The sequence below is a fragment of the Oxalobacteraceae bacterium OTU3CINTB1 genome, from assembly GCA_024123955.1.
Lineage (GTDB): Bacteria > Pseudomonadota > Gammaproteobacteria > Burkholderiales > Burkholderiaceae_D > Rugamonas.
The window spans coordinates 6,165,199-6,191,766 of the sequence record CP099652.1; the positions used below are offsets into that span (position 1 = coordinate 6,165,199).

Consider the following 26,568-nt stretch of genomic DNA (forward strand, 5'->3'; position numbering starts at 1 on the left):
AAGGCGTCTGCCCTTTTATCATGATGCGAACGGCGTTTCCGCCAGCCCTTTGACGCCGGGCCGCAGCAGCAGCACCGCCCCGCCCCACTCCGCGTCCTCCGGCTTGCCGGACGGGATGGACGTGACGATCATCGTGTCCAGATCCTTGCCGCCGAAGGAGCACATCGACGGCTTCTTCATCGGCACCTCGAGGCGGCGATCGAGCTTGCCGTCCGGGGTGAAACGCAGCAGGCAGCCGCCGTCGTTGCCGGCGACCCAGTAGCAGCCGTCGGCGTCGACCGCAGCGCCGTCCGGGCGACCGACTTCCTTCGTCAAATCGGCAAACACGCGCTGGTTCGACGGCACGCCGTCGGCGATATCGTAGTCGAATGCCCACACCATGCGCCGCAGCGGATGCGAATCCGACAGGTACATCGTGCGTCCGTCCGCCGAAAACGCGGTGCCGTTCTGCGTCAGCAGCTCCACCACCAGCGGCGCCGAAATACCATGCACCGCATCGTAGCGGAACAGCTTTCCGACCGGACGATTGGCCGACATGTCCATGAACATGGTGCCGGCCACGAAGCGCCCCTGACGGTCGCAGCGACCGTCGTTGAAGCGCTTGCCCTCGCCGAGTGCCCCCGACTCCACCGACGGTGTCGCCACCTTGGTTGCGACGGCGGCGGGTCCTTCGCCCAGATCGAGCTTGAACACGCCCGTCTCCATGCCGGCGATCAGGCCACCACCGGCCCTGGTCGCGACACAGCCGGCCATTTCATCCAGGGTCCAGAAACGCGTGGCGCCGGACGCGAGGTCCAGGCGCCAGACACGCTTGGCGGGGATATCGGTCCAGTAAAAGGCCGATTCCGCCGCATTCCACGTTGGGCTTTCGCCCACCGCGCATTGGATGTCGCTTACGCGTTCCATACCAGGTCACCGTTGACGATGCGCGGCAGCTTTTGCGGATTTTCGTCAGCCAGCGACTCAGGCAACAGGTAGGAAGGCACGTCCTGGTAGCAAACAGGGCGCAGGAAGCGGTCGATGGCGCCGGCGCCAACCGACGTCGAACGGCTGTCCGAGGTCGATGGGAACGGGCCGCCGTGCACCATGGCGTGCGAAACTTCCACGCCGGTGCCAAAGCCGTTGAACAGGATGCGGCCCACTTTGCGTTCCAGCACCGGCATCAGGCGCGCGGCCAGTTGACGGTCGTCGGCGGTGGCGTGGACGGCGGCGGTCAGTTGACCTTCGACGTGTTCGGCCACGGCCAGCAGTTCGGCTTCGTCGTTGGCGACCACCAGCAGCGAGGTTGGTCCGAAGATTTCGCCTTCCAGCGCTGGATTGCCCAGGAAGGTTTTAGCATCGACCTGGTACAGGAAGGCTTGCGCGGCGCATGGCGCTTCGGTGGTCAGGCCGGCGGCTTCTTGCGAAACACCTTCGATGCTTGCCAGGCCCTTGACGCCGTTGACGTAGGCTTTGTGGATGCCCGGGGTCAGCATGGTGGCGGCAGGCTTGGCGCCCAGCGAGCCGGCGGCGGCGGCGACGAAGGCTTGCAGCTTGTCGCTTTTCAGGCCGATCAGCAGGCCAGGGTTGGTGCAGAACTGGCCCGCGCCCATCGTCAGCGAGTCGGCGAAAGCTTGCGGCAGTTTGACGTTGTCCAGCGCGCCCGGCAGCAGGAACACAGGATTGATCGAGCTCATTTCAGCGTACACAGGGATCGGTTCCTTGCGTTCGGCGGCGGTTTTCATCAGGGCGATACCGCCGGCGCGCGAGCCGGTGAAGCCTACCGCCTTGATGGCCGGGTGGCTCACCAAAGCCTGGCCGATGGTCTGGCCGGAGCCGATCAGCATCGAGAACACGCCTTCCGGCATGCCGCATTCTTCAGCGGCCTTGGCGACGGCTTTGCCGACCAGTTCCGAGGTGCCCAGGTGGGCCGAGTGGGCCTTGACGACGACCGGGCAACCGGCAGCCAGTGCCGAGGCGGTGTCGCCGCCGGCCACCGAGAACGCCAGCGGGAAGTTCGAGGCGCCGAACACGGCGACCGGGCCCAGGCCGATTTTGCGCAGGCGCAGGTCGCTGCGCGGCGGGGTGCGTTCCGGCAGCGCGCTGTCGAGCGTGGCCGACTGGAAGCGGCCGTCGCGCACGACTTTGGCGAACAAACGCAGTTGATTGCAGGTGCGACCGCGCTCGCCTTCCAGACGGGCTTGCGGCAGGCCGGTTTCCGTCATCGCGCGCTCGATCAGCGTCGGACCCAGATCCATGATGCGGTCGGCGATGGTTTCGAGGAACTTGGCGCGCGCTTCCAGGCCGGTGGCGCGGTAGACGTCGAACGCGGCATCGGCCAGTTCGCAGGCGCGCGCCAGGTCGGCGGCGCCGGCCAAGCCGAACGCCGGTTCGATTTCAACGTTGCGCGATGGATCGATCGCCTTCATCGTGCCTTCTTTACCCACAACGGCGCTGCGGCCAATGATCATTTCGCCAGCTACTTGCATATCGACTCCTTAGATGTGTGAAAAGCGCGGACCAGCCGCGCTTTATGTTGTATGACGTTGTATGACGCTAGCTTACCGGATTATTGCGCGCCTTGCTTGCGAATCAGCTTGTCGAGCATGTCGCATTCTTCGGCGGTCAGGTCGGTCAGCGGTGCGCGCACCGGACCGCCGTCGTGGCCGACCAGGCGGGCGCCGGCCTTGACGATGCTGACGGCGTAGCCGGCCTTGCGGTTGCGGATCTCCAGGTACGGCAGGAAGAACTCGTCCAGCATGCGGTTTTGTTCGGCGTGGTTGTCCGAGGCGACCGCGTGGTAGAAGTCCATCGCCAGCTTCGGCATGAAGTTGAACACCGCCGACGAGTATACCGGAGTGCCGAGCGCCTTGTAGGCCGCCGCGTACACTTCGGCCGTTGGCAGGCCGCCCAGGTAGCTGAAACGGTCGCCCATCTTGCGCCAGATCGAGACCATCAGTTCGATGTCGCCGACGCCGTCCTTGAAGCCGATCAGGTTAGGGCAACGGTCGGCCAGCTTGGCCAGCGAATCGGCGGTCAGACGGCAGTTGGCGCGGTTGTACACCACAACGCCCAGCTTGGTGGCCTTGCAGACTTCGGCGACGTGCTCGATCAGGCCGTCCTGAGACGCTTCGGTCAGGTAGTGCGGCAGCAGCAGCAGGCCGGCGGCGCCAACGCGCTCGGCTTCCTTGGCGTAGGCGGCGGCGACGCGGGTCGGACCGCCGACACCGGCCAGGATCGGCACTTGGCCGGCGCAGGTATCGACGGCGGTCTTGATGATGTCGGTGTATTCGTTCGGGGTCAGCGAGAAGAACTCGCCGGTGCCGCCGGCGGCGAACAGCGCGGTCGCGCCGTACGGTGCCAGCCATTCCAGGCGCTCGATATAGGTCGACTTACGGAAGTTGCCTTCGGCATCGAAGTCGGTGATCGGGAACGACAGCAGGCCAGAGGAAAGGATTTTTTTCAGGTCATTCGGTTGCATAAGGTCTCCAATAATCGACGTCTATTGTGTGAAGGGGAAGTTCGACGGGCTTCCCGTCGCGTGTTGTATGACATCGTACAACCATATTCGGAAGGGAGCAAGCGATTTAGCGAAAACTCGCCGATCGCCGGCACTAGCGTTGCTCCCGTGGCGCCGGAGCCGGCCGTAACACCGGCCGCAACAGCGGCCGGAGCCGGGCAAAGGCCACGCCCCCCCCCCTTCGCCCCTCAGCCGTTCTTGGCGGCGATATCCTCTTGCGCGCGGCGCAGGCGCTCGCGGCTGTTGCTCAGGTGGGTGCGCATGGCGGCGCGGGCCGCCTCGGCATCCTTGCGCAGGATGGCGTTGTAAATATCGTCATGCTCGCGGTTGACGCGCTCCTGGTACACCACCGGATCGTCGTGCGCCAGCGACGCCGAATCGACGCGCGTGCGCGGGATGATGGTGTTGCCCAGGTCGCTCAGGATATCGACGAAATACCGGTTGCCGGTGGCCTGGGCGATCAGCTGATGGAATTTGACGTCCGACTCGACCGAGCCGGGACGGGTTTGCGACTCCTGGATGCGCCTGAGCACCACGCCCATTTCCTGCATCTGCTCTTCGCTGCGGCGGCTGGCCGCCAGCCACGCGGCCTCGGTTTCCAGGCTGATGCGCAGTTCCAGGATGGCCAGCACGTCGCCCAGGGTGCGGATGGTGTCGGACGAGATGCGCAGGTTGGCCGGTTGCGGTTCCAGCACAAAGGTGCCGATGCCGTGGCGGGTTTGCACCAGTCCGGCCGCCTGCAGGTGGGAGATGGCCTCCCGCACCACCGTGCGGCTGACGCCGTGCATTTCCATGATCACCGATTCGGTCGGCAGTTTCTCGCCCGGTTTCAGGGTGCCGGCCTGGATGCTGTGGGTGAAGCTCTCCACCACGCCTTGGGCGAGGTTGCGGTGCTTCTTCTTGGGCAAGGGCGCCGGCGCGGCGGGCGATGGGACTGCTGCGGTTTGACTCATGGCTGATGGCTTGTTGTATGACGACTATTCGGCATTATCGCCTATGAGGGTCGTGCGATGTGCATATTGCCAGAGTTTCGACAAAAATGATGGCCTGTACATCGTTTTCGCCACAGGGTGTGGGCGGCCCTCCCCTACACCAGCAGCGCCGCGCTCATGGAGGAGGCCTCTTCCGCCGATTCGGACAGCATCTGCTCCAGCGCCGCGTTATCGTCGATGAAGCCGGCCAGGCCGGCGTGCTCCTGCATGGGCGAGAATGGCGACGCCACCGGCGCCAGCCCCTTGGCGATCAGCAAGGTATCGCGCAGGCCCAGCGGCGGCGGCGTCAAGGTTGCCCCGCGCAGCGAGACGATGGCCAGGCTCACCGGTTCGGGGATCGCCATCTTCTTCATCATCTCGCGGGTGATGATTTCGTGCGCGGCGCCCATCCAGTCGGCCGGATCGTCCAGCAGGCCGGGAATCTCATCGGCGCGCGACAGCAGGTAAAAGCCGCCGGCCTCGTGCACGATGCCGGCGAACATCGCCGTGTCGGCGTCGGTGGCGGTCAGCTTGCGGGCGATGACGTGGGACAGCGCCGCCACGTGGGCCGTGTGGCGCCACAGCTGTTCGGCCTTGGCGCGCAGGCCGGGGTCGCGGATGCGGCTGCCGAACTGGCGCACCACCATCGCCGCCGCCATCGTGTACAGGTGGCGGTAGCCCACCCGCGCCACGGCCGAGCGCACGCTGGTGACCGGCACGCCGCCACGGTTGAACACCACCGCATTGGCCAGCGCCACGGTGCGCGCCGCCAGCAACGGCTCGGCCAGCACCTTGCGGATCACGTCTTCGGTGTCGCAATCGGGATCGGCCAGCGCAAATTGCAGCCGCAACGCGGCGTTGACGCTGGTAGGAAAGACCAACTCGCCGCGTGAGGCTTGCGTAACAATCTGCGAGATGTCTTTTAGTTTTTCCATAGCAAGATTATAGCGTTAAAGGTCACGCCGCTTTGTAACAACTTGTGCGCCTGAGTCCGCTTTGAGGAACATCGCGTCCAGCATGGCCAGCAAACTGACCAGCGCCACCAGCAAAAACGCCAGCCGGTACTCGATGGCCGGCCAGTCGGCGATGCCCAGCCGCTGTGCGCTCCAGTGGCCCAGCCGCACCCCGCCCGCCCCCATCGCGATGCCGAGGCCCACCGCCACCTGGAACGAGGTGCTGAACAAGGTATTGGCGGCGGCCATGCGCTGCTGCGGCACGTCGGCGAAGGCCAGCGTGTTCAGGGCGCTGAACTGCATCGAGCGCGTCAGCCCGCCGACGAACAGCACGGCGGCGATCAGCCACACCGGCGTGGCAGGCGACAGCAGCGCGCACGCCGCCAGCGAGGCGACATTGGCCAAGCCGTTCACCAGCAGCACAGGCTTGAAGCCGAAGCGCCGCAGGATGGGCGTGGTGGCCGGCTTCATCATCAGGTTGCCGGCGAAGACGGCCACCACCAGCAGCCCGGACTGGAAGGCGTCCAGTCCGAAGCCGAGCTGGAACATCAGCGGCAGCAGGAACGGCACGGCGCCGATCGCCATGCGGAACAGCGAGCCTCCGACCAGGGTAATGGCGAAGGTCGGAATGGCGAACGCACCCAGGTCGATCAGCGGATGGGCGGCGCGGCGCAGGTGCCAGACCATCGCCGCCAGCATGACGGCGCCGGCGGTCATGCAGGAGAGCGCCTCGAACCAGTCCGGGTTGGCGCCGCCGACCGACTCGGCGCCCCATGTCAGCAACAGCACGCCGCCCGCGCTCAGCACGAAGCCGGGCCAATCGAAGGGGCGCCGGGTCTCCGCGCGCTGCTCGGGAATCAGCCACAAGGCCAGCGCCAGCGCGATCACGCCGAGCGGGAGATTGAGATAGAAGATCCAGCGCCACGACAGGTAGCTGGCGATGAAGCCCCCCACCGGCGGCCCCAGCACCGGCGCCACCAGCGCCGGCCAGGTCAGGGTGGCAATCACGCCGATCAGCTTTTCCTTGGGGGTGTTCTTGAGCACCAGCAGGCGTCCGACCGGCACCATCATCGCCCCGCCCACGCCTTGCAGCACGCGCAGACAGACAAATTCGGTCACGCTGTCGGCCATGCCGCACAGCACCGAAGCCAAGGTGAAGATCGTCAGCGCCGCCGCGAAGACGCGGCGCGCGCCCAGCCGCTCGGCCACCCAGCCGCTGATCGGGATGAACACGCCCAAGGTCAGCAGGTAGGCGCTGACCCCGATGTTCAGCGCCAGCGGCGCCACGCCGAACGATTTGGCGATGTCCGGCAGCGCGGTGGTGATGATGGTGCCGTCCAGGTTCTCCATGAAGAAGGCGCCGGCCACCAGCAGCGCGATCCATTTGCCGGCCGCCGGCTGTGCGGCGTGCCCGCTCACGCGCAGGCCTTGGAGAATCGGCGGGAAGTAAGCATGGAATAAACGGGCGTTGTTTGCGGTACACAAATTATACGCACCGCGCCTTCTTTTAATGACAACTGTGCGTAACACACGGCATGTTGCTCTACACTTAAAACGTCAACACGACCGAGCATATGGTCGGTTTTGATAGCCACTATAAAAAATCTGGAGACAAGAATATGAAACGAACCGCCGCATCCGCAGCATGCCTGTCCGCGCTCGCCTTCCTTGCCATGGGGCACGCTCTCGCGCAATCGTCCGTCACCCTCTACGGTACCCTTGATGTCGGCGTCGACCGCATCGAAAAAGGCGAAGGCAACGTCCAGGGCACCTTGTTCGGACTGCGCGGCACGACGCCGATTCCGAACGCGATCGCCTCGCCGGCCAGCACCTCGGTGCGGGTCAGCCCGTCGCACACGCGGCAGAGTAACTTTGGCATGCGCGGCGTCGAGGACCTGGGCGGCGGCTATCGCGGCCTGTTCGTGCTCGAAGGCGGCCTCACGCTCGACAACGGCGGCGTCGCCAACGACGGCCGCATCTTCGGCCGCCAGGCCTACGTCGGCCTGACCACGCCGGTCGGCGAAGTCAAACTCGGCCGCCAGGCCAGCCCGATGCTGATCGCCTATTACCTGGTCACGCCGGAAGCGATCGGCAGCACCGACCTGTTCAGCGCAGGCCTGGCCGTGAACACCTTGCAAACATTCCAGGACAACCAGGTCAGCTATGCCGTCAAACAGGGGCCATGGACGGCGATCGCCTCGTTCTCGACCAACGCCGGCGTCGGCAGCGGCGTCAGCGCCGCGCGCTCCGTCGCCACCGCCAGCACGCCGGTGGCCACCGCCGCCACCGGACAAATCGTCGGCGGCCTGACCGCCGGCGCTGAAACCACCGACGACCGCGGCCGCGCCGTCGGCGCCATGCTGGCCTGGCGCGGCGAGAGCCTGACCGCGCTCGCCTCCTACCACCGCAACGATTTCGGCGGCGTGCCGCTGGGCGTGGTCTCGGGCACCAACCTGGTGCCGCTGTTTACCGTCGAGAATTATCGCGCCTACATGGCGTCGTTCAAGTACATCTTCGCCGGCACCGGCACCACCGTCGCCTTTGTCGGCCATCAGGGCAAGTTCAACCTGGGCGGCAACACCGATCCGACCGTCAACACCTGGGGCGCGACGATCAAACAGGCCATCGGCCAGGTCGACGTCAGCGCGCACCTGCTCGACACGCGCTTCACCAACTACACGCGCGGACGCGAGCGCGGCCTGATGTTCGGCCTGGACTACAACTTCTCCAAGCGCACCGCGCTCTACACCCGTGTCGGCGGCGTCAAGGACAAGCGCGGCAACATCGTCCGTGGCGCCATCACGCCACTGCCGATCGCCGGCGGTCCGGGCGCGCTGCTGCTGCCGCTGGGTTCGCAGGAAGTGCCGCTGTTCGCCGGCGCCGGCCAGAACCTCGACGCCAAGACCACCATCGTCAGCCTCGGCATCCGCCACGCGTTTTAAACGTAAAAAAACGGAGCACCGCCGGTACGGTGCTCCGCTTCAACTGCGGGTACAACTCATTATCGGGACGCATGCGCCCCAATTCATTACAGGTGCGCGGCGATCTGCGGCAGCAGGTCGTCGAAGGTACGGCCGTTGCCGTTTTCGCCGATCGCGTGCATCTTCCACTCACCGTTGTGACGGTACACCTTGGCCATGATCTGCGCCGAGTGCGGACCCTGCACGGACAAATTGAAACGCGCCACTTCCTTGCCGTTGGACGCATCCAGCAGGCGGCAGTACGCGTTCTCGACCTGGGCGAAAGTCTGGCCGGTGAAGCTGTTGACGGTGAACACCAGGCTCTTGACGTTGGCCGGCACGGCGTTCAGGTCGACGTTGATCTGCTCGTCGTCGCCGTCGCCGGCGCCGGTGCGGTTGTCGCCCGTGTGGACGATGCTGCCGTCCTTGCTCTTCAACTGGCGGAACCAGATCACGTCCACCGGGCGCTGGCCTTCATCGAACATGACGACGGAGGCGTCCAGGTCGACCGCCTCGGTCTTGGCGCCGAAGCCCAGGAAACCTTTGCTCTTGATGGCATCCCAGCCCAGGCCCATGGTGACCTTACCCAGTGTGCCGCCGCCTTCTTTTTCCAGAGAGATCTTCTGGCCTTTGCTCAAATTGACTGACATTGTGTGCTCCTTAGTTGGTTTAATTGGCGATCATAGATTACTGCGACCCGGGGCGCTGGGCCCAAGCCCGGAACGCCGCGCCGTTGCGCGAGCACACCAGGATCTTTCCGGTTCCGGAAAAGCGCAGCACCATGCCTTCGCCGCTGGTCTGGCTGTTGACCAGATTGCTCAAAAAGCCGCTGTTGCCGCCGGTGGTGACGGAGATTTCATAGCGCAGCCTGTTATCCCACGCCACCACGTGCGAATTGTCGATGACCACATCGTTGCCGGGCGTGACCTCCAGTTCCGAGATCGAGCCGAAGCCCGACACCGCCACCTGGCCGCTGCCGGCGGTTTCGGTGATGAAGAAACCGCCGCTCTGGGCGAACAAGGCGTTGCCCAGGCTTTGCGTGCGCACCTTCAGTTCCACGTTGGACGTGGCGGCGACAAAGGCGCCGTCGCTCAGCATGTACTGCACCTGGCCGACGTCGAGCACCTGCATGGCGCCCGGCAAGGTTGGCGCCAGCAGGCAATCGCCGCCGCCGCGCACCGCTTCGATGTGTTGCTGGAAGAAGGACTCACCGTTGGCGAAGCGCCGCATGATGGCCGCACCGATGCCGCCGGTGACCTTGCCCTTCAAATCGAGCGTCGCCTCCATCATGACCATCGCATCCGATTCGCAGTAGATCTTCTCTCCCTGCGCCAGTGTTACGTGCAGAAACGGGTCGACATCACCGGTGACCGAAAATTTTGGCATGACTGAGTCCTTTCCAGTTAAAAATCAGTTGAATTAAACGCCCACGCCGAACGAGGCGGCGAGCGGGCCGAGACCGCCTTTGAAGCCCTGGCCGACGGCCTTGAACTTCCAATCGGTACCGTTACGATACACCTCGCCGAACACCATCGCCGATTCGGTCGAACCGTCTTCGGACAGGTCGTAGCGGGCGATCTCGGCGTTGCCGCTGGCGTTGACCGTCCGGATGTACGCCTTCTGCACCATGCCGAAGTTTTGCTTGCGGGCGTCGCCGTCGTGGATCGTCACGCAGATGGCGATGCGCTCGACATCGGCCGGCACCTTGGTCAGGTCGATGGTGACGGTTTCGTCGTCGCCGTCGCCGGCGCCGGTGCGGTTGTCGCCCGAGTGGGTGACAGCGCCGTCGGACGATTTCAGGTTGTTATAGAAAATGAAGTCGTTGTCGGCGCGGACCTTGCCGTCGACCTTCAACAGGAAGGCCGAGCCGTCCAGGTCGAAGGCGCTGCCATCGGTGGCGCGCGCGTCCCAGCCGAGGCCGACGACGATTTGCGACAGGCCCGGGGCTTCCTTGCTCAGATTAACGTTACCGCCTTTTTGCAGACTGATTGCCATAATGTGATACTCCTTAAAGAAACCGGACTTGGGTACTGCAGGCGGCGGGTCGTGTCCGTATTTAACGACCCGCCGTGTTCTGTTACAACTCTAACTTTGTTTGACTACAACCTCGTTACGCCGGGATCGCCGCGGTGGCCGCTTCCTTGCGGCGGTGGCGCACCGACGACCAGACCGAGGCGGCGATGAAGGCGATACCAATCAGACCGGTGAAGATTTCCGGCACGTGGAACTTCATACTTGCCAGCATGATCGCCGCCAGGATACCGATCGCATAGTGCGCGCCGTGCTCCAGGAAGACGAACTGGTCCAGCGTGCCCTTCTTGACCAGGTACACCGTCATCGAGCGCACGAACATCGCGCCAATGGCCAGGCCCAGCATGATGATCACGACGTCGGTCGTGATGGCGAACGCGCCGATCACGCCGTCGAAGCTGAACGAAGCATCGAGCACTTCCAGGTACAGGAAACCACCGATACCGCCCTTCTTGACCATGTCGCCGACATCGCTGCCGCCCGACTCTTCCTTCTCCAGCAGGCCGCTGATCGCGTCGACGCCGACGTACACCAGGATGCCCCACAGGCCGGAAATCAGGACCACCAGCTTTTGCGCCTCGGTCACCAGGCCCATACAGGCCATCAGCACGCCCAGCGAAATCATCACCGAGATCGACGAGACCTTGCCCAGCGAGCCGAGCTTCTTCTCGAAGTTACCCAGCCAGTGCACTTCCTTGTCCTCGTCCAGCAGGAAGTTCAGGAACACCAGCAGCAGGAACATGCCGCCGAATGCCGCCACTTCCGCGTGGTGATTGGTCAGGTGCATCGAATACGTCTTGGGATCGTTCAGCGCCAGGGTCCACACATCCATAATGCCGATGTCGGCCGCGACGGCGACGATGACCAGCGGGAACAGCAACCGCATACCGAACACGGCGATGATGATGCCCAGGCCCAGGAACAGCTTTTGCCAGAACTCGTCCCAATCCTTCAGTACGGAGGCGTTGACCACCGCGTTATCGAACGACAGCGACACTTCCATCGCCGCCAGAATCAGTGCGACACCGAAAGCGGACAAGGCGCCAGGCCATCCGTTCAGCGTGTATCCCCACCAGCCAGCCGCCGCAAGGCAAATGAAGCTGACCAGGAAGGAAATTCTAAAGTGCTTCATTGATTTTTTCCCCAGTTATAAGTTGATGTAGCGCAGTGTATAGGCGTGCGGACAATTTAAAAATAGAAGATAATTGAAGTATTACTTCGCAAAAACAGAAGATCGGTACAATGAAGACCAGTGGATTGAATTTCCGGCACCTGTATTTTTTCTGGATGGTGGCCAAGGAGGGCGGCGTCACGCGAGCGGCCGAGCGCCTGGGGCTGGCGGTGCAGACCATCAGCATGCAATTGGCGTCGCTGGAGCAATCGGTCGGCAAGCAATTGCTCGAACCGCAGGGACGGCGCCTGGTGCCGACCGAGGCCGGCAGGCTCGCGCTGAGCTACTGCGACCAGATCTTCCTGCTGGGCGAACAATTGCAGGACGCGCTCGACGAGGCCGAGGCCGGCAAGATGCGGCTGACCGTCGGCATCTCCGACTCGCTGCCCAAGCTGATCGCCTTCCGCCTGCTGCAAGCGACCCAGGAAATGGGCAAGCAGGTGCGGCTGGTATGCATGGAGGCCGAATTCGAGGATTTGCTGGCGGACTTGGCGCTGGGCAAGCTCGACGTCGTGCTGACGGACCGCACCGTGCACGCCGGCGGCAGCCTCAAGGTGTTTAGCCACCTGCTCGGTGAAAGCGACATGAAGCTGTTCGGCGTGCCGCGTCTGGCGGAAAAATACCGCCCCAACTTCCCCGCCAGCCTGAACCACGCGCCGTTGCTCGTGCCCACGCGCAACAACGCGCTGCGCGGACGCATCGACGCCTGGCTGGTGCAGCACGAGGTGCGGCCTGAAATCGTCGGCGAGTTCGAGGACAACGCCATGCTTAACACGTTCGGGCGCAATGGCATGGGTTTGTTCTTCGCCACGTCGGCACTGGCGCAGGATATCGAGGAGCAATTCGGCGCCGTGCTGGTGGGCGACGCGCCGGAGCTGCGCGAGCATTTCTACGCCATCTCCAACGCCCGCAAGATCAAGCATCCCGCAGTGGAGGCGATCCTGTCGGCGGTGCACGGGGGACCATTCGCGGTGGCAAGCTGACAGGCGTTATCGAATCGGTTACAGTTTATCGATGACTGATTAAACCGGAGGACGCGATGTTGAAAGGAAGTTGCTTATGCGGCGGCGTTGCCTACCGCGCGGAGGGGCCGGTTTTCCACGCCAGCCACTGCTACTGCACCATGTGCCAGAAACAGCACGGCGCGGCGGCCGGCACCTACGCCAACGTCGGCACCGCCGGCTTCGCCTTCGAGCGCGGCGCCGACCTGGTGACGGAATACGCCTCGTCGGACGAAGGCCGGCGCGGCTTTTGCAGCGTCTGCGGTTCCACCTTATTCTGGCGCAGCACGCAAAGCCCGGACCGCATCGCCCTCACGCTGGGAACCATGGAACCGGAATACGACGGCGCGGTCGAGCGCGAACTGTTCGTCGATACCAAGCCGCGCTGGCTGCCGACCAGATGAGCCACTCGCCGACGATCAGCCTCAAAAGGCTGAGACACATCGCTGACGGCATGGCAAGTTCTTTCATCCATCGCAATAACGATGTGGGCGGCCAGTGGGCGCTTGGATTGCTGTATCGCGACGCGCCGGCGGACCACCGCGTGCAACTAAACCTGCTTGAGCACACCACAAGTCCGCCAACCAATATCGCACACTTAGTCGCACGCAATTATGGAGAATTCCTGCGGCGCGCGGCGATCAAAAAGGATATGCCGCTGGCGTCGCTGGAGGAAGCCAAGGTCGAGTTGATCTTCAACGCCGACCTGCGAATGCCAGGCGTGGGATGGGCGGCTATCGGCGAGCCATTCGTCTGCACGATCACGCTGACATTGAAAGACGGCCGGACGGCCGCCAAGCAAGCCGTGGGCCGCTGCCAGCGTTACGAAAAAGGCCGCTTCGACGGACGCACCCCAGGCAATGATTCGATCCTCGAGTCGTTGCTGAGTCACGAATCAACGGATTCACGTAGGGCGGATTAGCCGGCACGGCGTAATCCGCCGCGCTCCGCCAACGCCGCATGCGGTTGCACCGAACTTCCGCCAAACACCGCATGCTGCCGCAACGACGGCGTAAACAAGCTATACAACATCGCCTGATCCGGCGCACTGACGGCATCGAGCGCCGCGAGACGCTGCGGCGACAAAACCGACGCCAACGCCCCGACGTTATCGACCAACTGCTCCACCCGGCTCACGCCCAGCAATGTCGACGCCACACCCGCCCTGCCCGTCACCCAAGCCAGCGCCACCTTCGCCGGGCTCAGCCCCGTCTCCCGCGCCACCGACTTGACCATGTCGACGATCGCCCAATTGCGCTCAGTGAAAAGCGTATCTCCAAACGGATTCGACCCGTCCAGACGCTTGTCGCCTTCCGGCCGCGCCTCGTCCGCCTGGGCCGCCTCGCGCGGCAATCCGCCCGCCCTCGGCGCCGCCCCTTCCACGGCCGTGCGGTCGTACTTCCCCGTCAGCAAGCCGAACGCCAGCGGACTCCACGGCACGATGCCCATGCCGAATTCCGCCGCCAGCGGCACGAACTCGTCCTCGATACCGCGATTGGCCAGCGAATAAAAATACTGCAACGCGATCGGCCCCGGCAGGCCCCTGACGGCGGCCAACGTGGCCAGCTTGGCGATATACCAGGCCGGCGTGTTGGAAATACCCCAATAGCGGATCTTGCCCGAGCGAACCAGTGCCGCCATCGTCTCCAGCAACTCCTCCGCCGGCGTGACCGAATCCCACACGTGTATCCAGAACATATCGACATACTCGGTACGCAGGCGCTTGAGCGACGCCTCCAGCGCCGCGCGGAGATGCTTGGCGCCGTTGCCGCCGGCGTGGGGTCCCTGTCCATCCGCGAATCCCGCCTTGGTCGCCAGCACGATCCGCTCGCGCAACGCGCCATCGGCGATGAAGGCACCCAGCATCTCCTCGCTGCGCCCGCTGGAATACACGTCGGCGGTATCGATGAAGTTGCCGCCCGCCTCCACGTAGGCGTTGAACACAGCACGCGATTCGCCTTCGCCCGAACCCCAGCGGGCGGTGCCGAACGTCATGGTACCGAGACAGAACGGGCTGACGACGAGGCCGGAACGTCCAAGGGTGCGATAGTCGGTCAAGGGCATGGCTTTACTTTCCGAGTGATTGATAGGAAAATCATAGCCGAGATACAAAGTCGGCACAACACATTTCCTAGTGATCACTCAATTATTATGAACGAGACGCACCGCAAGAAGGGACGACCGCTGTCCTTTGACCGTGACCAGGCGCTGCAAAAGGCCATGCTGCTGTTTTGGCGGCATGGCTACGAGGCGACCTCCCTCAACGATCTGACGGCCGCGCTGGAGGTCAAGCCATCGAGCATTTACTCGGCGTTCGGCGACAAGAAGGGCCTGTTTCTTGACGCGGTCTCCTTGTATATGTCCGGCCCGGTGACGGCCTTTAGCATCATCGACGATGCGCCCACGGCGCGTGACGCGGCGCGCGAACTGCTCAACGTCTCGGCGGTCGGCTACACCGGAGCGAATACCCCGCCCGGCTGCCTGCTGGCCAGTTCGGCGATCAGTTGCTCCGATGCCGCCAACGACGTGAAGGAAGAGCTGGCCGCGATCCGGCGCGACATCGAAGCGCGCCTGCGCGACAAGATCGATTGGTCGGTCGGCCATGGCCATTTGCCCGCTGACACCGACGCCGACGCGCTGGCCGGCCTGACGATGGGCGTCATTCAGGGCATGTCCACCCTCGCGCGGGACGGCGCGGCGCGGGGCAAATTGTTAAAGGTGGCCGAGACCGCGATGCGGGCGTGGCCGTGAAAGAAGCGCTGCGGCTTCTCATTAGCGAGCGCGCAAGTCGCCGGCGCGCTGTTACAGCGCATGCTGGATGTGGAGTGGCACAGGGGAAAATTCTATTTAAGCGGCGCCGAGGGAACGTGATACGATTTTCGAATGATAAATATCAGACAAGCCACCCTCCTCGACATTCCAGCGATGTCGACCATTCGTTTAAGCGTCAAGGAAAACATACTGTCCGATCCGAGCCGGGTAACCGGGCAGATGTATCGGGACTATCTGGAACTGCTGGGGCGCGGCTGGGTCGCGGAAGTGGACGGCGCCGTGGTCGGCTTTTCCTACGCCGACAAGACCGACGCATCGATCTGGGCTTTGTTTGTCTCGCAGGACCACGAAGGCAGGGGAATCGCCAAGCGCTTGCTGCAGGAAGCCGTCGATTGGCTGTTCGCGCTCGGTCACGATAGCGTTCATTTGAGCACGTCGAAAGACACGCGGGCCGACAGATTCTATACAGGCCAGGGATGGACTCGAAGCGTGTTGAACGATCGCGATGCGGGGTTCCGTCTTACACGCACGGCGACGACATTTTCACGTAGCTAAGTGCCGTTGTAGTGTCGATTCTCCATGCCGGTAACGGTGAATCCGCTTCACTCATAAAATTGTCGCGCGTTTAAATTTGACTCCGCCACATGCAGCGACAGTCGTCCAGACACGATTCGCCATCGGCATGCCGGCGGCAGGATCGGACATGTTTTTCACGGCCGGAGGGCCTCGATTATTTTTGCCGCCTCGGGCGCCACGGTATCGCTGCGCCGGCTCATCACCATCGGGACGCCGCTCGGCCCTATGCAAGTGAGAGTGGGACCTGCCGCCTCGTAACGGCAGGAAATGGCAATACGCGCCATTTCCGCCGCCTGCTGTCCGCCAGGCAGGAACGGCTTGGCCGTGATCGTATCGCCATCGGCCGTCGCGCGCAGCGGAAAGCCGATGATCGCGCGCGGAGCCGCCTTTCCGTCATCGCTACCGTCGATCCGTGAGGCGGGCGGCGTCGAGCCCTGCATCGCACCGAATCCGTCCGCCAATAAAAGCAATTCAGTTTGCCCTGTCTCACCGGCGTACAGGGATTCCGCCGTCCCCCAGGTGCCCGTCAAATACCGGGGCAGCGCATTGGCCCCGTGGGAGAGCAAAGGCCAAGACATGCAGAGCGCCAGCAGACTGAATCTCGACAGGGTCGTGGTCGCATGTGTTTTCATTTCTAGTTTTTCAGCAGCAGTTTGCCGTAGGTGGTATCCGTCCGTTTCCCTTTTGCTTCCGGGTCCACGGCAAAGCGGCAGCTTTGAACAAATTCCGCAGCGGCATTCAGCACTTCCGGCGACAGCCCGGTTGCCTCCGCCTTTACGTTCCAAGGCGTTCCATCAGGTTTCACTAACATGCGCAGCAGGATGCCGTTGGCATCGCTGGGCGATTTATCCAGACTTTTAAACGTCTGGAACTGTTCGGATGCTGGACAGCTCCCCTCCACCATCGACGGGTGCAGCATCGATTCGCCGTTCAACCGCCACACAAATTGCGTCGGCTTGGCGGGAGCTTCCGCCTCCGACTTCGCGAACACGCAACGGGACAGTCCGATCAAGGAGGCCTTATCCAGAATACGCCAGCCAGAACTTTTCTCGACCTTCGCCGACACGGGCTTGCCATCCGGTCCCACGACAAAACTCAACGTGGTCGTGCCTTCGAGCTCATAGCGACGCGCTTCCTGCGGCCACTCTGGTTTGGCGCAGCTAGCCGTTGGTGCGGCGTCACTTCGCACCGACACCAGCAGCAGCGCCGCCGTAAAAAGCACCTGTTGCCATGTTCCTGTGATGCGCATGCCGTCTCCGATTTATCGAGTTTTATGAAACTGCGATAAGAATATCATCTCGACGAATAGGAAAGTACGCACATTCTCACAGGTGGCGGGGATGATCGCCCTCGCGGCCAGCCCGATTTTCGATTGATCAACGGCAATTTGCGCCCCATCTCCTCGCAGTCGTTTAAGATGCATGTTTTAACTACGTCGCCCGCCGCCCGGCCCCTATGCAAAACGTTATGCTTGTCGTGCTCGCCCTGTTCCTGGTCGCGCTCAATGGATTCTTTGTGGCGGCCGAATTCGGCATCGTCACGCTGCGCAAGACGCGCGTTCGCGCCATCGCCAAGACCCAGGGACTACGCGGTCGCATCCTCGGCAAAGTGCACGGCCAGCTCGACGCCTACCTGTCGGCCTGCCAGCTCGGCATCACCCTGGCCTCGCTCGGTCTCGGCTGGGTCGGCGAACCGGCCTTCGCCAGCCTGCTCGAACCGTTCCTGGCAGCCATCGGCATCGACTCACCCAAGCTCATCCACAGCATCGCCTTCGTGTTCGCCTTCGGCGTGATCTCCTTCCTGCACATCGTCGTCGGCGAGCTGGCGCCGAAATCGCTCGCGATCCGCATGCCGGAGGCGATCGGCCTGTGGTGCGCGCCGCTGCTGTACGCTTTCTATTGGGCCATGTATCCGTTCATCTGGGTGCTCAACGGCAGCGCCAACCTGGTGCTGCGGCTGGCCGGCCTGGCCGGCAAGGGCGGTCACGAGAGCCACTATTCGGTCGAGGAACTGAAGATGATCCTGCGCACCAGCCAGCCTGGTGAGAAGTACAACAAGGACGAACGCAACATCCTGGCCCATTCGCTCGATTTCAGCGATCTGGCCGTGTCGGACCTGATGCGCCCGATCAACGAGGTGATCAGCCTGCACGCGGGCCGCTCGCTGGCCGACAACCTGCAGACCATGCTGCGCAACCGCTTCAGCCGCTATCCCTACTACGACAAGGACGGCGAGACCGTGCTGGGCGTGGTGCACCTGAAGGATTTGTTCTTCGCCCAGCAATCGGGCAAGCCGATCACCGACCTGACGCCGTTCCTGCGGCCGGTGGAGACGATTTCGGCGCGCACGCCGGCGCTGGAGCAGTTCCGCCGCTTCCGCGACGGCGCCCCGCACTTCGCGCTGATCGGCGAAAAGGGCAAGCGCCCGCTGGGCTTCATCACGCTCGATAACCTGCTCGGCGCCATGGTCGGCGAGATCCACGACGAGTTCCGCCTCAACGAGAACGACTGGCTCAAGCAGCCCGACGGCACCTTGATCGGCAAGGCCAGCCTGCCGATCTTCTCGCTCGAACGCACCCTGGGCATCGATATCGAGAACGAGGAATTGGGCATGGACGAGGTGGAATCGGTCGGCGGCCTGATCATGCTGAAGCTGGGCGACATCCCGAAGCAGGGACAGCGCATCAGCTTCCGCCACTTCGATATCGTCGCGAAGAAAATGAACGGCCCGCGCATCCTGCTGGTGAAGGTCATTCCGAAGGATGACACCGAGGATAACGCCGACCTGGATTAAGGGTTGGGTGGGCTTGGCGGAGTGACCGGGCTGGGGTATGCAGGATCGGTTACTGTTGGACTCTGACTGGCAGACGTATTACTCACGCCCGCCCTCCTCTCAGCGCCCTGCTGAAGCTCCGCGCTGAACCGGTATCCAAGCAAAAGTGCGCCGAGCACGAAAATCGACACTAGATTGACGATCAGATTGCCCGAAACGTCGCGCACCCAACCAATAATAGTTCGTTTTGCACGGAGCGTTTCGCTGATCCCCGCCAGTTTTTCTTGGAGGTCCACATTGCCGGATTCGATTCTCCGGTACAGCACACCTTGGCGAGTGCTGGCCTCAACACTATCGACCAGCTCGTCGAGACCGGCGTTAATGAAAAACCTCATCAGTGTCTCGCCACGCGCCCGATACACCGAGATGGATGTATCCAGCGACGCGATAGCATTGAAACTATCCAGTTCTTCCTTCGTGAGCTCACGGCCGCCGAAGGACTTACAGAACTCAATCTTTTGCTGTTTGTAGATGATGTACGCGAACACGCCGATCGCGTCGCTCGGGTCCGCAGTCAATCGCTGATATACGGAACTGTAGGTCACGGCCGCTAACCCTATTTTTCAGAATCAGCCGTCATCAGAGCGGTGCGGAACGCCTCGTTCAGCTTTTCGCGGGAAATTCCAATCTCACGCAGCACTTTCGCGGCTACCGGCGAGGCAGGAACGCGGGGCAAATCAGCCGATGCGAGAGGCGCAGTGGAATAGCGCGCGATCCGAGCATTAATCGCCGCCACGTCGGCATGGGAAAATATAGGTTTCGCGCTCATATTGTCCACCTCGTTAGAACAATTAAACCGCCATCGAACGTCTGCGAACAAAAATTATATACCCACGATATCGAGTACACAGTTCAAACCAAGCGCGCTCGCATTGAGGTAAAACAAACCGGCTCTGGTAGCAATCGGCACGCCGCAGGACATTGTCAGTGACACGATCCACTGTTAATCTTGAAGGCATTGAATCTGCCGGAGAACTCGTGAAAACCTACCGTGGAAGCTGTCATTGCGGTGCCGTGCGCTTTGAAGCGGACATCGATCTGAGCAAAGGAACCTTGCGCTGCAATTGCTCGATCTGCATCAAGGTGCGGTTCTGGCCGGCCATCATCGAGACAGCAGCGTTTCGGCTTCTCTCCGGCGAAGCCGACCTCACCACTTATCAATTCCTGACCAAGCGAGACAAGCATTTGTTTTGCCGCCATTGCGGCGTGCGCTCATTCGGGATCGGCAGCTCGCCGCGCTGGGGCGAGTTTTATGCCGTCAATGTGACCTGCCTCGACGATGTCACGCCCGAAGAACTGATCAACGCGCCGATCACCTATCTGGACGGCCGCAACGACAATTGGGAGACCCCACCGGACGAGGTGAGGCACTTGTAGCCGCAGCGCGAACGACAGGCCGAATCAAACCGGCTGGCCGGTCCAGTTCTTCAGCAAGCCCAGTCCCACCGCCAGCAACGTCGGCCCGATAAACAGGCCGACAAAACCGAACGCCAGCACCCCGCCCATCACGCCCAGCAGCACCAGCACGAACGGCAGGCTGCTGCCCCGGCTGATCAGCAACGGCTTGACGACGTTATCCACCCCGCTGATCAGGAACACGCCCCATACCAGCATGAAGACGCCCCACGCCACGCTGCCCTCGTTGAACAGCCACAACGCCGCGCCGCCCCAGATCAGCGGCGGCCCCACAGGTATCAACGAGAACAGGAAGGTCGCCACCGACAGCAGCGCCACGGCCGGCACGCCGGCGATCAGGAAGCCGATCGCCGCCACCACCGACTGCGCCAGCGCCGTGCCCAGCAGCCCGTACATGACGCCGCGCACCGTGCGGCTGACGGTGTCGGACACCGACAGGCTCTGCTCGGCGCCGATCAATTTGTTCATCGCGTTCGACAGCGTGACGATGATGTTCTGGCCATCCCGGTACAGGAAGAAGCTCACGAACACGGCCAGGCTGACCTGCGCCACGCCGCTGCCCAGCACCATGCCGCCGCCCAGCAGGAAGTGGCGCGCCGGCTCCAGCATGCCCTTGGCGGTGTTGACGAGCTCGTCGCGGCTGCCCAGCAGCTTGCGCAGATACGTGTCGATGATGTCGCCGACGATGGGGATATCCTTGAGCCATGCCGGCGGCGACAAGGCGCCCGTGTCGAGGTCGCCCTTGAAGTGGTCGTAGAATTCGGACGCGTTGTCGGCGATGTTCCAGGTGACCAGGGTCAGCGGCACGACGATCAGCAACGTCAGCCCGACGCTCATGATGATGGCGGCCAGCCAGCGCCGCCCATTCACGCGGTCAAGCAGGCGCAGATACAGCGGCCAGCTGGAGATGGCGATGGCGCACGCGAACAGGATCGCGGCCAGGAACGGCCTCAGCACGAACAGGCAGCCGATCACCAGCAGGATGATGGCGGCGAGCCGGGTGAAAGGCTGGAAGCGCTGGCCCACGCCGTCCCCGCTCATTGCAGCAGTTGTTTGATGTCGTGCACGATCGGCGCCGGACCCTGGTTATGCCGCACCAGCAGGCGCACCTTGCCGTTGCGGTCGAAGATGTAGCTGGCGGCGGTGTGGTCGATCGAATAGCTGCCCGGCGTCTTGCCCTCCACCTTGGCGTAGAACACCTTGAATTCCTTGGCGGTGGCGGCGGTTTGCTCTGGCGTGCCGTACAGGCCGACGAAGCGCTTGTCGAACGCCGGCACGTACTGCGACAACAACTCCTTGGTATCGCGCTCGGGGTCGACGGTGACGAACAGCACCTGCACCTGCCCGGCCTGCGGACCCAGTTCCTTCATGACGGCGGACATCTCCGCCATGGTGGTCGGGCAGACGTCCGGGCACTGGGTGAAGCCGAAGAACATCACCACCACCTTGCCCTTGTAGTCGGCCAGGGTGCGCGGCTTGCCGGTGTGGTCGGTCAGCGCGAAGTCGCGCGCGAAGGTGGCGCCGGTGATGTCGACGTTTTTGAACGTCGGCGCCGGCGCGGTTTTCTCGCCGCAGCCGGCCAACATCAAGGAAACGGCCAGCAGGCCCAGGGCGAGGATTTTCTTCATAGTTTGATGTAGTGGTCCACCAGCAGCGCCGCGAACAGCAGCGACAAATAAATGATCGACCAGGTGAAGGCCTTGCGGGCTACCTGATCGGTGTAGTGACGGTAGATTTTCCACGCGTGGTGCAGGAACACGGCGTTGAGGATGACGGCCGAGACCAGATAAATCAGCCCGCTCATGTGCACCGCGAACGGCAGCAAGGTGGTGGCGGCCAGCGCGATCGAATACAGCCAGACGTGGAACTGCGTGAACTGCATGCCGTGCGTGACGGGCAGCATCGGCAGGCCGGATTTTGCGTAGTCGTCGCGGCGGTACAGCGCCAGCGCCCAGAAATGCGGCGGCGTCCAGACGAAGATGATCAGCACCAGCAGCCACGCTTCCATCGGCACCTCGTTGGCGATGGCGGCCCAGCCCAGCGCAGGCGGCATGGCGCCCGACAGCCCGCCGATGACGATGTTCTGCGGCGTGGAAGGCTTCAGAATCATCGTGTAGATGATGGCGTAGCCGATGAAGGTGACAAAGGTCAGCCACATCGTCAGCGGATTGACCATGGTGTAAAGAATCCACATGCCGGCGCCGCCAATGATGGTAGCAAACACCACCGTCTGCATGACCGTGATGTCGCCCAGCGCCATCGGACGGCGCGCGGTGCGGGCCATGCGGGCGTCGATCTCGCGCTCGGCCAGGCAGTTGACGGCGAAGGCGGCGCCCGTCAGCAGCCAGATGCCGATGGTGGCGGCCACCACCACGCGCCAGTCCGGCAGCCCCTCGGTGGCGAGGAACATGCCGATGACGGCGCAGAACACCGCCATCTGGGTGACGCGCGGCTTGGTCAGCGCCCAATATTGCGAGGCGCGGCTGGGTGGTTTGGAAATGGCGGTGTGAGTGGTCATCAGGTGTGCTTATCGTTGCCGGACCGGCAAGATCTGCGGGAAAGCCGAGCCTGAAGCTGCTTTTTTGGCAAGATCGTACTGGTACTTAGCCTTGTAGTTTAACATGGTAAGCAGCAGGACCAGCATGGCCGCCCCGGCGTTGTGCAGCACGGCGATGGTCAGCGGGAAGCTCAGGTAAATGGTGGCGACGCCGCTGGCGATCTGCACCGCCAGCATGACGGCGATGCCGCGCGCGGTCTTGTGCAGCGCCGGGTGGTCCCAGGCGCGCCAGGCCGTGTAGCCCGCCACCAGCGCCACCAGGAAGCCCATGTTCCGGTGCACCCAGTGGATCGCCGTCAGCGCCGAGAATGGCAGATAGTGGCCGGCGGCGGTCTTGCCCAGCTCGCGCCACAGGGTGAAGCCGTGCTCGAAGTCCATCTCCGGCACCAGCTTGCCGCCGCACAGCGGGAAATCGGTGCAGGCCAGGGTCGCGTAGTTGGTGCTGACCCAGCCGCCCAGCGCGATCTGCACCAGCAGGATCATCGCCGAAGCGCCCGCCAGCAGGCGGATGTTGCGCATCGCCGGCGGCGAGGCCGTCACCGTACGCACCGGCGAGATCAGCTGGTTCTGGCGGCCGCCGTACCACACCAGCAGCGCCAGCAATCCCATGCCCAGCAGCAGGTGGATGGTGACGATCACCGGTTGCAGCTTCAGGGTGACGGTCCAGGCGCCGAACGCGCCCTGCAGGCAGACGAAGAAGAACAGGAAGGTCGGCATCGCCGGCGCGTACTCGACGCGGGTGCGCTGGGACTTGATCCAGCGGTACCACGCCTGCGCCATCATCGCCACGATCAGCACGCCGATCGCCATTGCCAGGTAGCGGTGGATCATCTCGATCCAGGCCTTGACCACGGTCACCGGGCCGGTCGGGCGCAGGGTTTCCTCGGCAACGATCTGGGCGTGCGCCAGGAAGGGGTTGGCGGCGCCGTAGCAGCCCGGCCAGTCCGGGCAGCCCAGGCCGGAATCGGTCAGGCGGGTGAAGGCGCCGAACACGATCAGGTCGAACGTCAGGAACACGCTGACCCACACCAGCTTGCGGTACTTGCTGGCGTCGGACGAGGTGTAGACCAGCGACAGCGGCAGCAGCGCGACCAGCAACGCCGTGACCGCCATTTGGATCAGGGTCATGTGCATGATGGCTATCCGATCGCCGAAGCTTTAAGCAGTTTGTACAGGTCCTTGTGAACCTTGCGCACTTTTTCGGTGTCGCTGGAGACGGCGCCTTTCGGGAAGCGCATCATCAGGTTGCCCAGCGGATCGATCAGGTAGACGTGGTCGGCGACCTTGTCGGCCGGTGCGGACTTGTCCAGCGGCAGCCACTTGTCGACCACGGCCGCCGGCGCGCGCAGCATGCGGGTGCCGTCGTTGACGCGCATCAGCACCGTATCGAGCGGTTCGCGGTCGGTGATCATCCACACGCGCTCGATGCGCTCCATCTCCTTGCCTTGCATGGTGCGCAGCTGGCGCATCGCGAACAGCTGGTCCTGGCATTCCTGCAAGCACTCGGACGGGCCCACCTTGAGCATGATCCACTTGCCTTTGTAGTTGTCCAGGGTGGCCGGCTTGCCGTCCAGGGTGGTGCTGGCCATCGGCGGAATCGGATGCAGGCGCGGATCGATCAGGGTGCCGTAGTTGGTCACGCCGCCCTTGGGCTTGACCACGTAATACATGAAATACGAAGCGATCAGCGGCGCGGCGCACACGGCCAGCACGGCCATCAGCTTCCAGCGGCCACGGGAGGTTTGATTATTTGGCGGGTTTTGCACGTCTGAATCCGTTCACAACAAAGAAGACAACGGCCATCGCCGCCAGCGCGTACCACTGGAAGGCGTAGCCCTGATGTTTTTCGACACTCATCGCCGGCAGCGCCCAATCGCGCGCCATGCCGGCATCGTCGCCGCCCGGCTTGGCCGGCGCCGTCTGCTGCAGCACGAACGGCTGCATCGTCAGCCCGCTCTGCTCGGCCACGTGCAATGGATCGGCGTTCTGCACGATCGCGTTCGGCGCCAGCGGCGGCGCCGTACCCAGCTGCATCACGCGGCCCGGGTTCAGGCGCGCCACACCTTCCAGCGTCACCTCGCCCGTCGGCGTGATGTAGGCCGGCAGTTTGTCGTGCTGCGCCGAATCGCGCGGCAGCCAGCCGCGCTGGACCAGCACATGCATGCCCGATCCGGCGATCTTAAACGGCATCAGCACGTAAAAGCCGGAGCGTCCCTGATAGGGCCGATTATCCAGATACAGCGGCCAGTCGGCGACGAACCGGCCAGTCGCAGTCACGCGGCGGAATTCGACGGCGCCGGCGTCGAGCGGCTTACCGTCGAGCAGCAGCGGCCCGGCGAGGTTACCTTGAGCAAGTTTATCCTGTGCGGAGATTTTTTGCGCGGCGCGGCGTTCCTGCCAGTTGCCCAGCTGAATGCCGAGCGTCACCAGCAGCACGGTCGCCACGAAAGGGATCAATTTAAAGCGGAAGCTAATAGGCATTACAATGGAGCCTCAATCATTTCACCGCCCGGTCCTGTCATGAAAATTGCTGTCGCCATCGCGTTCATCCTGATACTGGGCAGCCTGGGATCGGCCTTGTTTTTCCTGATGCGCGACAAGGGCAAAAGCAACAACACCGTCAACGCGCTCGCGCTGCGGGTCGGGCTATCGATCGCCCTGTTCCTGCTGATCCTGCTCTTCTACAAGCTCGGCTACATCCACCCTACCGGCATCCGCACCTAAACTCCGGGGTCAGGTCCACCATTTCTACACGAACCCAACCTTGGGGCGGAATTTTCACGACTTACAGTCCAGACCGTGTAGAAAAAGTGGACCTGACCCCGGAGTTGCAGTTAAAAAAATAGCCGCAGCGGGCGTTCCCGTCTGCGGCTTTTTGCGCCGCGACGAACCCGTCGCGGCATTATAACGCTGCGCCCTTACAGCCAGTACACGACAACGTACAAACCGAGCCAGACCACGTCGACAAAGTGCCAGTACCAGGCCGCGCCTTCGAACCCGAAGTGGTTGTCCGGCGTGAAGTGGCCCTTCAGCACCCGGTACAGCACCACCGACAGCATGATCGCGCCCATCGTGACGTGGAAACCGTGGAAGCCGGTCAGCATGAAGAACGTCGAGCCGTAGATGCCCGAGGTCAGCTTGAGGTTCAGTTCCGAGTACGCGTGCATGTATTCGTACGCCTGGAAACCCATGAAGATGGCGCCCAGCAGCACGGTTGCGAACAGCCAGATCGCCGTCTGCGCGCGATGCCCGGCGCGCAACGCGTGGTGCGAAATCGTCAACGTCAGGCCCGAGGTCAGCAGCAACGCAGTGTTGATGGTCGGAATCGGGAACGGGCCCATCGTGCTGAAGGTTTCCACCGTGCCGGCCGGGCCGGTGTTGCCCCAGTGCGCGGCGAAGTCAGGCCAGATGAACTTGTGGTCGAGGTCGCCCAGCCACGGCATCGTGATCGTGCGCGCGTAGAACAGCGCGCCGAAAAAGGCGGCAAAAAACATCACTTCCGAGAAGATGAACCAGGCCATCGACCAGCGGTACGAGTAGTCGATGCGCTGGCTGTATTGCCCGGCTTCGGATTCCTTGATGGCGTCGCCGAACCAGAAATACAGCACGGTGATGATCGCCGCCAGGCCAATAAAGTTGACCGGCATGCCCCACGATGCGTCGTTCACCCAGCCGGAGGCGCCGACCATCGTGATCAACAGCGACAGACCGGCGAACAGCGGCCATCTGGACGGCCCCGGCACAAAGTAGTACGGCGCCGTGGCGTTGTGCGAACCGGCGTGTGAACCGACCTGTGAACTCATCTTCATCTCCCTAAATCATTTATTCG

General features: G+C 63.1%; 31 protein-coding genes. 9 read left to right on the top strand and 22 right to left on the bottom strand.

Annotated features, from left to right (window positions below):
• Positions 1-18 precede the first annotated feature (18 nt).
• From NHH73_26710 to NHH73_26735, 6 genes are all read right to left on the bottom strand, one after another.
• Positions 19-906 carry an SMP-30/gluconolactonase/LRE family protein gene (locus NHH73_26710; GenBank protein ID USX26113.1) on the bottom strand — a complete coding sequence of 296 codons (888 nt, stop codon included), beginning with the start codon at positions 904-906 and terminating at the stop codon, positions 19-21.
• Positions 894-2,468: an aldehyde dehydrogenase (NADP(+)) gene (locus NHH73_26715; GenBank protein ID USX26114.1), complete on the bottom strand. Its 1,575-nt coding sequence runs from the start codon at positions 2,466-2,468 to the stop codon at positions 894-896. Before NHH73_26715 ends, NHH73_26710 begins: the two co-directional genes overlap by 13 nt.
• Before the next feature lie 80 nt (positions 2,469-2,548).
• A complete protein-coding gene (gene kdgD / locus NHH73_26720; protein ID USX26115.1) occupies positions 2,549-3,460 on the bottom strand; it encodes a 5-dehydro-4-deoxyglucarate dehydratase in 912 nt (303 codons plus the stop codon).
• Positions 3,461-3,687: 227 nt separating this feature from the next.
• Positions 3,688-4,452 carry a FadR family transcriptional regulator gene (locus NHH73_26725; GenBank protein ID USX26116.1) on the bottom strand — a complete coding sequence of 255 codons (765 nt, stop codon included), beginning with the start codon at positions 4,450-4,452 and terminating at the stop codon, positions 3,688-3,690.
• A gap of 134 nt (positions 4,453-4,586) precedes the next feature.
• Positions 4,587-5,405: an HDOD domain-containing protein gene (locus NHH73_26730; GenBank protein USX26117.1), complete on the bottom strand. Its 819-nt coding sequence runs from the start codon at positions 5,403-5,405 to the stop codon at positions 4,587-4,589.
• 15 nt (positions 5,406-5,420) lie between these two features.
• On the bottom strand, positions 5,421-6,842 hold the full coding sequence (locus NHH73_26735) for a DHA2 family efflux MFS transporter permease subunit (GenBank protein USX26118.1): 1,422 nt from the start codon (positions 6,840-6,842) through the stop codon (positions 5,421-5,423).
• Between the two features lie 200 nt (positions 6,843-7,042).
• Here NHH73_26735 and NHH73_26740 point away from each other — a divergent pair, with 200 nt between their 5' ends.
• Positions 7,043-8,365 (top strand): porin, encoded by a 1,323-nt coding sequence (locus tag NHH73_26740; protein ID USX26119.1) that lies wholly within the window; start codon positions 7,043-7,045, stop codon positions 8,363-8,365.
• A gap of 86 nt (positions 8,366-8,451) precedes the next feature.
• Here NHH73_26740 and NHH73_26745 read toward each other — a convergent pair whose 3' ends face one another.
• The 4 genes from NHH73_26745 to NHH73_26760 form a co-directional block, all read right to left on the bottom strand.
• Entirely contained in the window at positions 8,452-9,033 is a 582-nt protein-coding gene (locus tag NHH73_26745) for a TerD family protein (protein ID USX26120.1), read from the bottom strand.
• 37 nt (positions 9,034-9,070) lie between these two features.
• Positions 9,071-9,769 (bottom strand): TIGR00266 family protein, encoded by a 699-nt coding sequence (locus NHH73_26750; protein USX26121.1) that lies wholly within the window; start codon positions 9,767-9,769, stop codon positions 9,071-9,073.
• Between the two features lie 33 nt (positions 9,770-9,802).
• Positions 9,803-10,378: a TerD family protein gene (locus tag NHH73_26755; protein ID USX26122.1), complete on the bottom strand. Its 576-nt coding sequence runs from the start codon at positions 10,376-10,378 to the stop codon at positions 9,803-9,805.
• A gap of 115 nt (positions 10,379-10,493) precedes the next feature.
• A complete protein-coding gene (locus NHH73_26760; GenBank protein USX26123.1) occupies positions 10,494-11,546 on the bottom strand; it encodes a DUF475 domain-containing protein in 1,053 nt (350 codons plus the stop codon).
• A 110-nt stretch (positions 11,547-11,656) separates the two neighbouring features.
• Between NHH73_26760 and nhaR the strand changes: the two genes are divergently transcribed.
• The 3 genes from nhaR to NHH73_26775 are packed head-to-tail and all read left to right on the top strand — an operon-like array spanning position 11,657 to position 13,508.
• Positions 11,657-12,568 carry a transcriptional activator NhaR gene (gene nhaR, locus NHH73_26765; GenBank protein ID USX26124.1) on the top strand — a complete coding sequence of 304 codons (912 nt, stop codon included), beginning with the start codon at positions 11,657-11,659 and terminating at the stop codon, positions 12,566-12,568.
• A 56-nt stretch (positions 12,569-12,624) separates the two neighbouring features.
• On the top strand, positions 12,625-12,990 hold the full coding sequence (locus tag NHH73_26770; GenBank protein USX26125.1) for a GFA family protein: 366 nt from the start codon (positions 12,625-12,627) through the stop codon (positions 12,988-12,990).
• Positions 12,987-13,508, top strand: a complete 522-nt coding sequence (locus NHH73_26775) for a hypothetical protein (GenBank protein USX26126.1) — start codon at positions 12,987-12,989, stop codon at positions 13,506-13,508. Before NHH73_26770 ends, NHH73_26775 begins: the two co-directional genes overlap by 4 nt.
• Here the strand turns inward: NHH73_26775 and NHH73_26780 are convergent.
• The gene (locus NHH73_26780) at positions 13,505-14,650 is read right to left on the bottom strand and encodes an aldo/keto reductase (GenBank protein USX26127.1); all 1,146 of its coding nucleotides are present in this window, start codon (positions 14,648-14,650) and stop codon (positions 13,505-13,507) included. The genes NHH73_26775 and NHH73_26780 overlap by 4 nt on opposite strands.
• Positions 14,651-14,737: 87 nt before the next feature.
• On the opposite strand from NHH73_26780, the gene NHH73_26785 reads away from it, so the two are divergent.
• Positions 14,738-15,337: a TetR/AcrR family transcriptional regulator gene (locus tag NHH73_26785; protein USX26128.1), complete on the top strand. Its 600-nt coding sequence runs from the start codon at positions 14,738-14,740 to the stop codon at positions 15,335-15,337.
• A 132-nt stretch (positions 15,338-15,469) separates the two neighbouring features.
• Positions 15,470-15,913 carry a GNAT family N-acetyltransferase gene (locus tag NHH73_26790; protein ID USX26129.1) on the top strand — a complete coding sequence of 148 codons (444 nt, stop codon included), beginning with the start codon at positions 15,470-15,472 and terminating at the stop codon, positions 15,911-15,913.
• 155 nt (positions 15,914-16,068) lie between these two features.
• Here the strand turns inward: NHH73_26790 and NHH73_26795 are convergent, their stop codons facing one another.
• Together NHH73_26795 and NHH73_26800 are read right to left on the bottom strand one after the other, a co-directional pair.
• Positions 16,069-16,566: a hypothetical protein gene (locus NHH73_26795; protein USX26130.1), complete on the bottom strand. Its 498-nt coding sequence runs from the start codon at positions 16,564-16,566 to the stop codon at positions 16,069-16,071.
• A gap of 2 nt (positions 16,567-16,568) precedes the next feature.
• The gene (locus NHH73_26800; GenBank protein ID USX26131.1) at positions 16,569-17,183 is read right to left on the bottom strand and encodes an energy transducer TonB; all 615 of its coding nucleotides are present in this window, start codon (positions 17,181-17,183) and stop codon (positions 16,569-16,571) included.
• A 206-nt stretch (positions 17,184-17,389) separates the two neighbouring features.
• Here NHH73_26800 and NHH73_26805 point away from each other — a divergent pair, with 206 nt between their 5' ends.
• Positions 17,390-18,727 (top strand): hemolysin family protein, encoded by a 1,338-nt coding sequence (locus NHH73_26805; protein USX26132.1) that lies wholly within the window; start codon positions 17,390-17,392, stop codon positions 18,725-18,727.
• Here NHH73_26805 and NHH73_26810 read toward each other — a convergent pair.
• Both NHH73_26810 and NHH73_26815 read right to left on the bottom strand, forming a co-directional pair.
• Complete coding sequence (locus NHH73_26810) at positions 18,724-19,311, bottom strand: hypothetical protein (GenBank protein ID USX26133.1); 588 nt, start codon at positions 19,309-19,311, stop codon at positions 18,724-18,726. The genes NHH73_26805 and NHH73_26810 overlap by 4 nt on opposite strands.
• Before the next feature lie 11 nt (positions 19,312-19,322).
• Entirely contained in the window at positions 19,323-19,535 is a 213-nt protein-coding gene (locus NHH73_26815) for a hypothetical protein (protein USX26134.1), read from the bottom strand.
• 209 nt (positions 19,536-19,744) lie between these two features.
• On the opposite strand from NHH73_26815, the gene NHH73_26820 reads away from it, so the two are divergent.
• Positions 19,745-20,143, top strand: a complete 399-nt coding sequence (locus NHH73_26820; GenBank protein USX26135.1) for a GFA family protein — start codon at positions 19,745-19,747, stop codon at positions 20,141-20,143.
• A gap of 24 nt (positions 20,144-20,167) precedes the next feature.
• Here the strand turns inward: NHH73_26820 and NHH73_26825 are convergent, their stop codons facing one another.
• The 6 genes from NHH73_26825 to NHH73_26850 are packed head-to-tail and all read right to left on the bottom strand — an operon-like array spanning position 20,168 to position 25,220.
• Positions 20,168-21,223 carry an AI-2E family transporter gene (locus NHH73_26825; GenBank protein ID USX26136.1) on the bottom strand — a complete coding sequence of 352 codons (1,056 nt, stop codon included), beginning with the start codon at positions 21,221-21,223 and terminating at the stop codon, positions 20,168-20,170.
• Complete coding sequence (locus NHH73_26830; protein ID USX26137.1) at positions 21,220-21,810, bottom strand: SCO family protein; 591 nt, start codon at positions 21,808-21,810, stop codon at positions 21,220-21,222. The genes NHH73_26825 and NHH73_26830 overlap by 4 nt, the downstream gene beginning before the upstream one ends.
• The gene (gene cyoE, locus NHH73_26835; protein USX26138.1) at positions 21,807-22,700 is read right to left on the bottom strand and encodes a heme o synthase; all 894 of its coding nucleotides are present in this window, start codon (positions 22,698-22,700) and stop codon (positions 21,807-21,809) included. The genes NHH73_26830 and cyoE overlap by 4 nt, the downstream gene beginning before the upstream one ends.
• Positions 22,701-22,709: 9 nt before the next feature.
• Positions 22,710-23,873, bottom strand: a complete 1,164-nt coding sequence (locus NHH73_26840; GenBank protein ID USX26139.1) for a COX15/CtaA family protein — start codon at positions 23,871-23,873, stop codon at positions 22,710-22,712.
• A gap of 5 nt (positions 23,874-23,878) precedes the next feature.
• Complete coding sequence (locus tag NHH73_26845) at positions 23,879-24,505, bottom strand: cytochrome C oxidase subunit I (protein USX26140.1); 627 nt, start codon at positions 24,503-24,505, stop codon at positions 23,879-23,881.
• A complete protein-coding gene (locus NHH73_26850) occupies positions 24,486-25,220 on the bottom strand; it encodes an SURF1 family protein (GenBank protein ID USX26141.1) in 735 nt (244 codons plus the stop codon). Before NHH73_26850 ends, NHH73_26845 begins: the two co-directional genes overlap by 20 nt.
• Before the next feature lie 39 nt (positions 25,221-25,259).
• Here NHH73_26850 and NHH73_26855 point away from each other — a divergent pair, with 39 nt between their 5' ends.
• Positions 25,260-25,463: a twin transmembrane helix small protein gene (locus NHH73_26855; GenBank protein ID USX26142.1), complete on the top strand. Its 204-nt coding sequence runs from the start codon at positions 25,260-25,262 to the stop codon at positions 25,461-25,463.
• A gap of 194 nt (positions 25,464-25,657) precedes the next feature.
• Here NHH73_26855 and NHH73_26860 read toward each other — a convergent pair whose 3' ends face one another.
• Positions 25,658-26,542: a cytochrome c oxidase subunit 3 gene (locus NHH73_26860; protein USX26143.1), complete on the bottom strand. Its 885-nt coding sequence runs from the start codon at positions 26,540-26,542 to the stop codon at positions 25,658-25,660.
• Between the last annotated feature and the right edge of the window lie 26 nt (positions 26,543-26,568).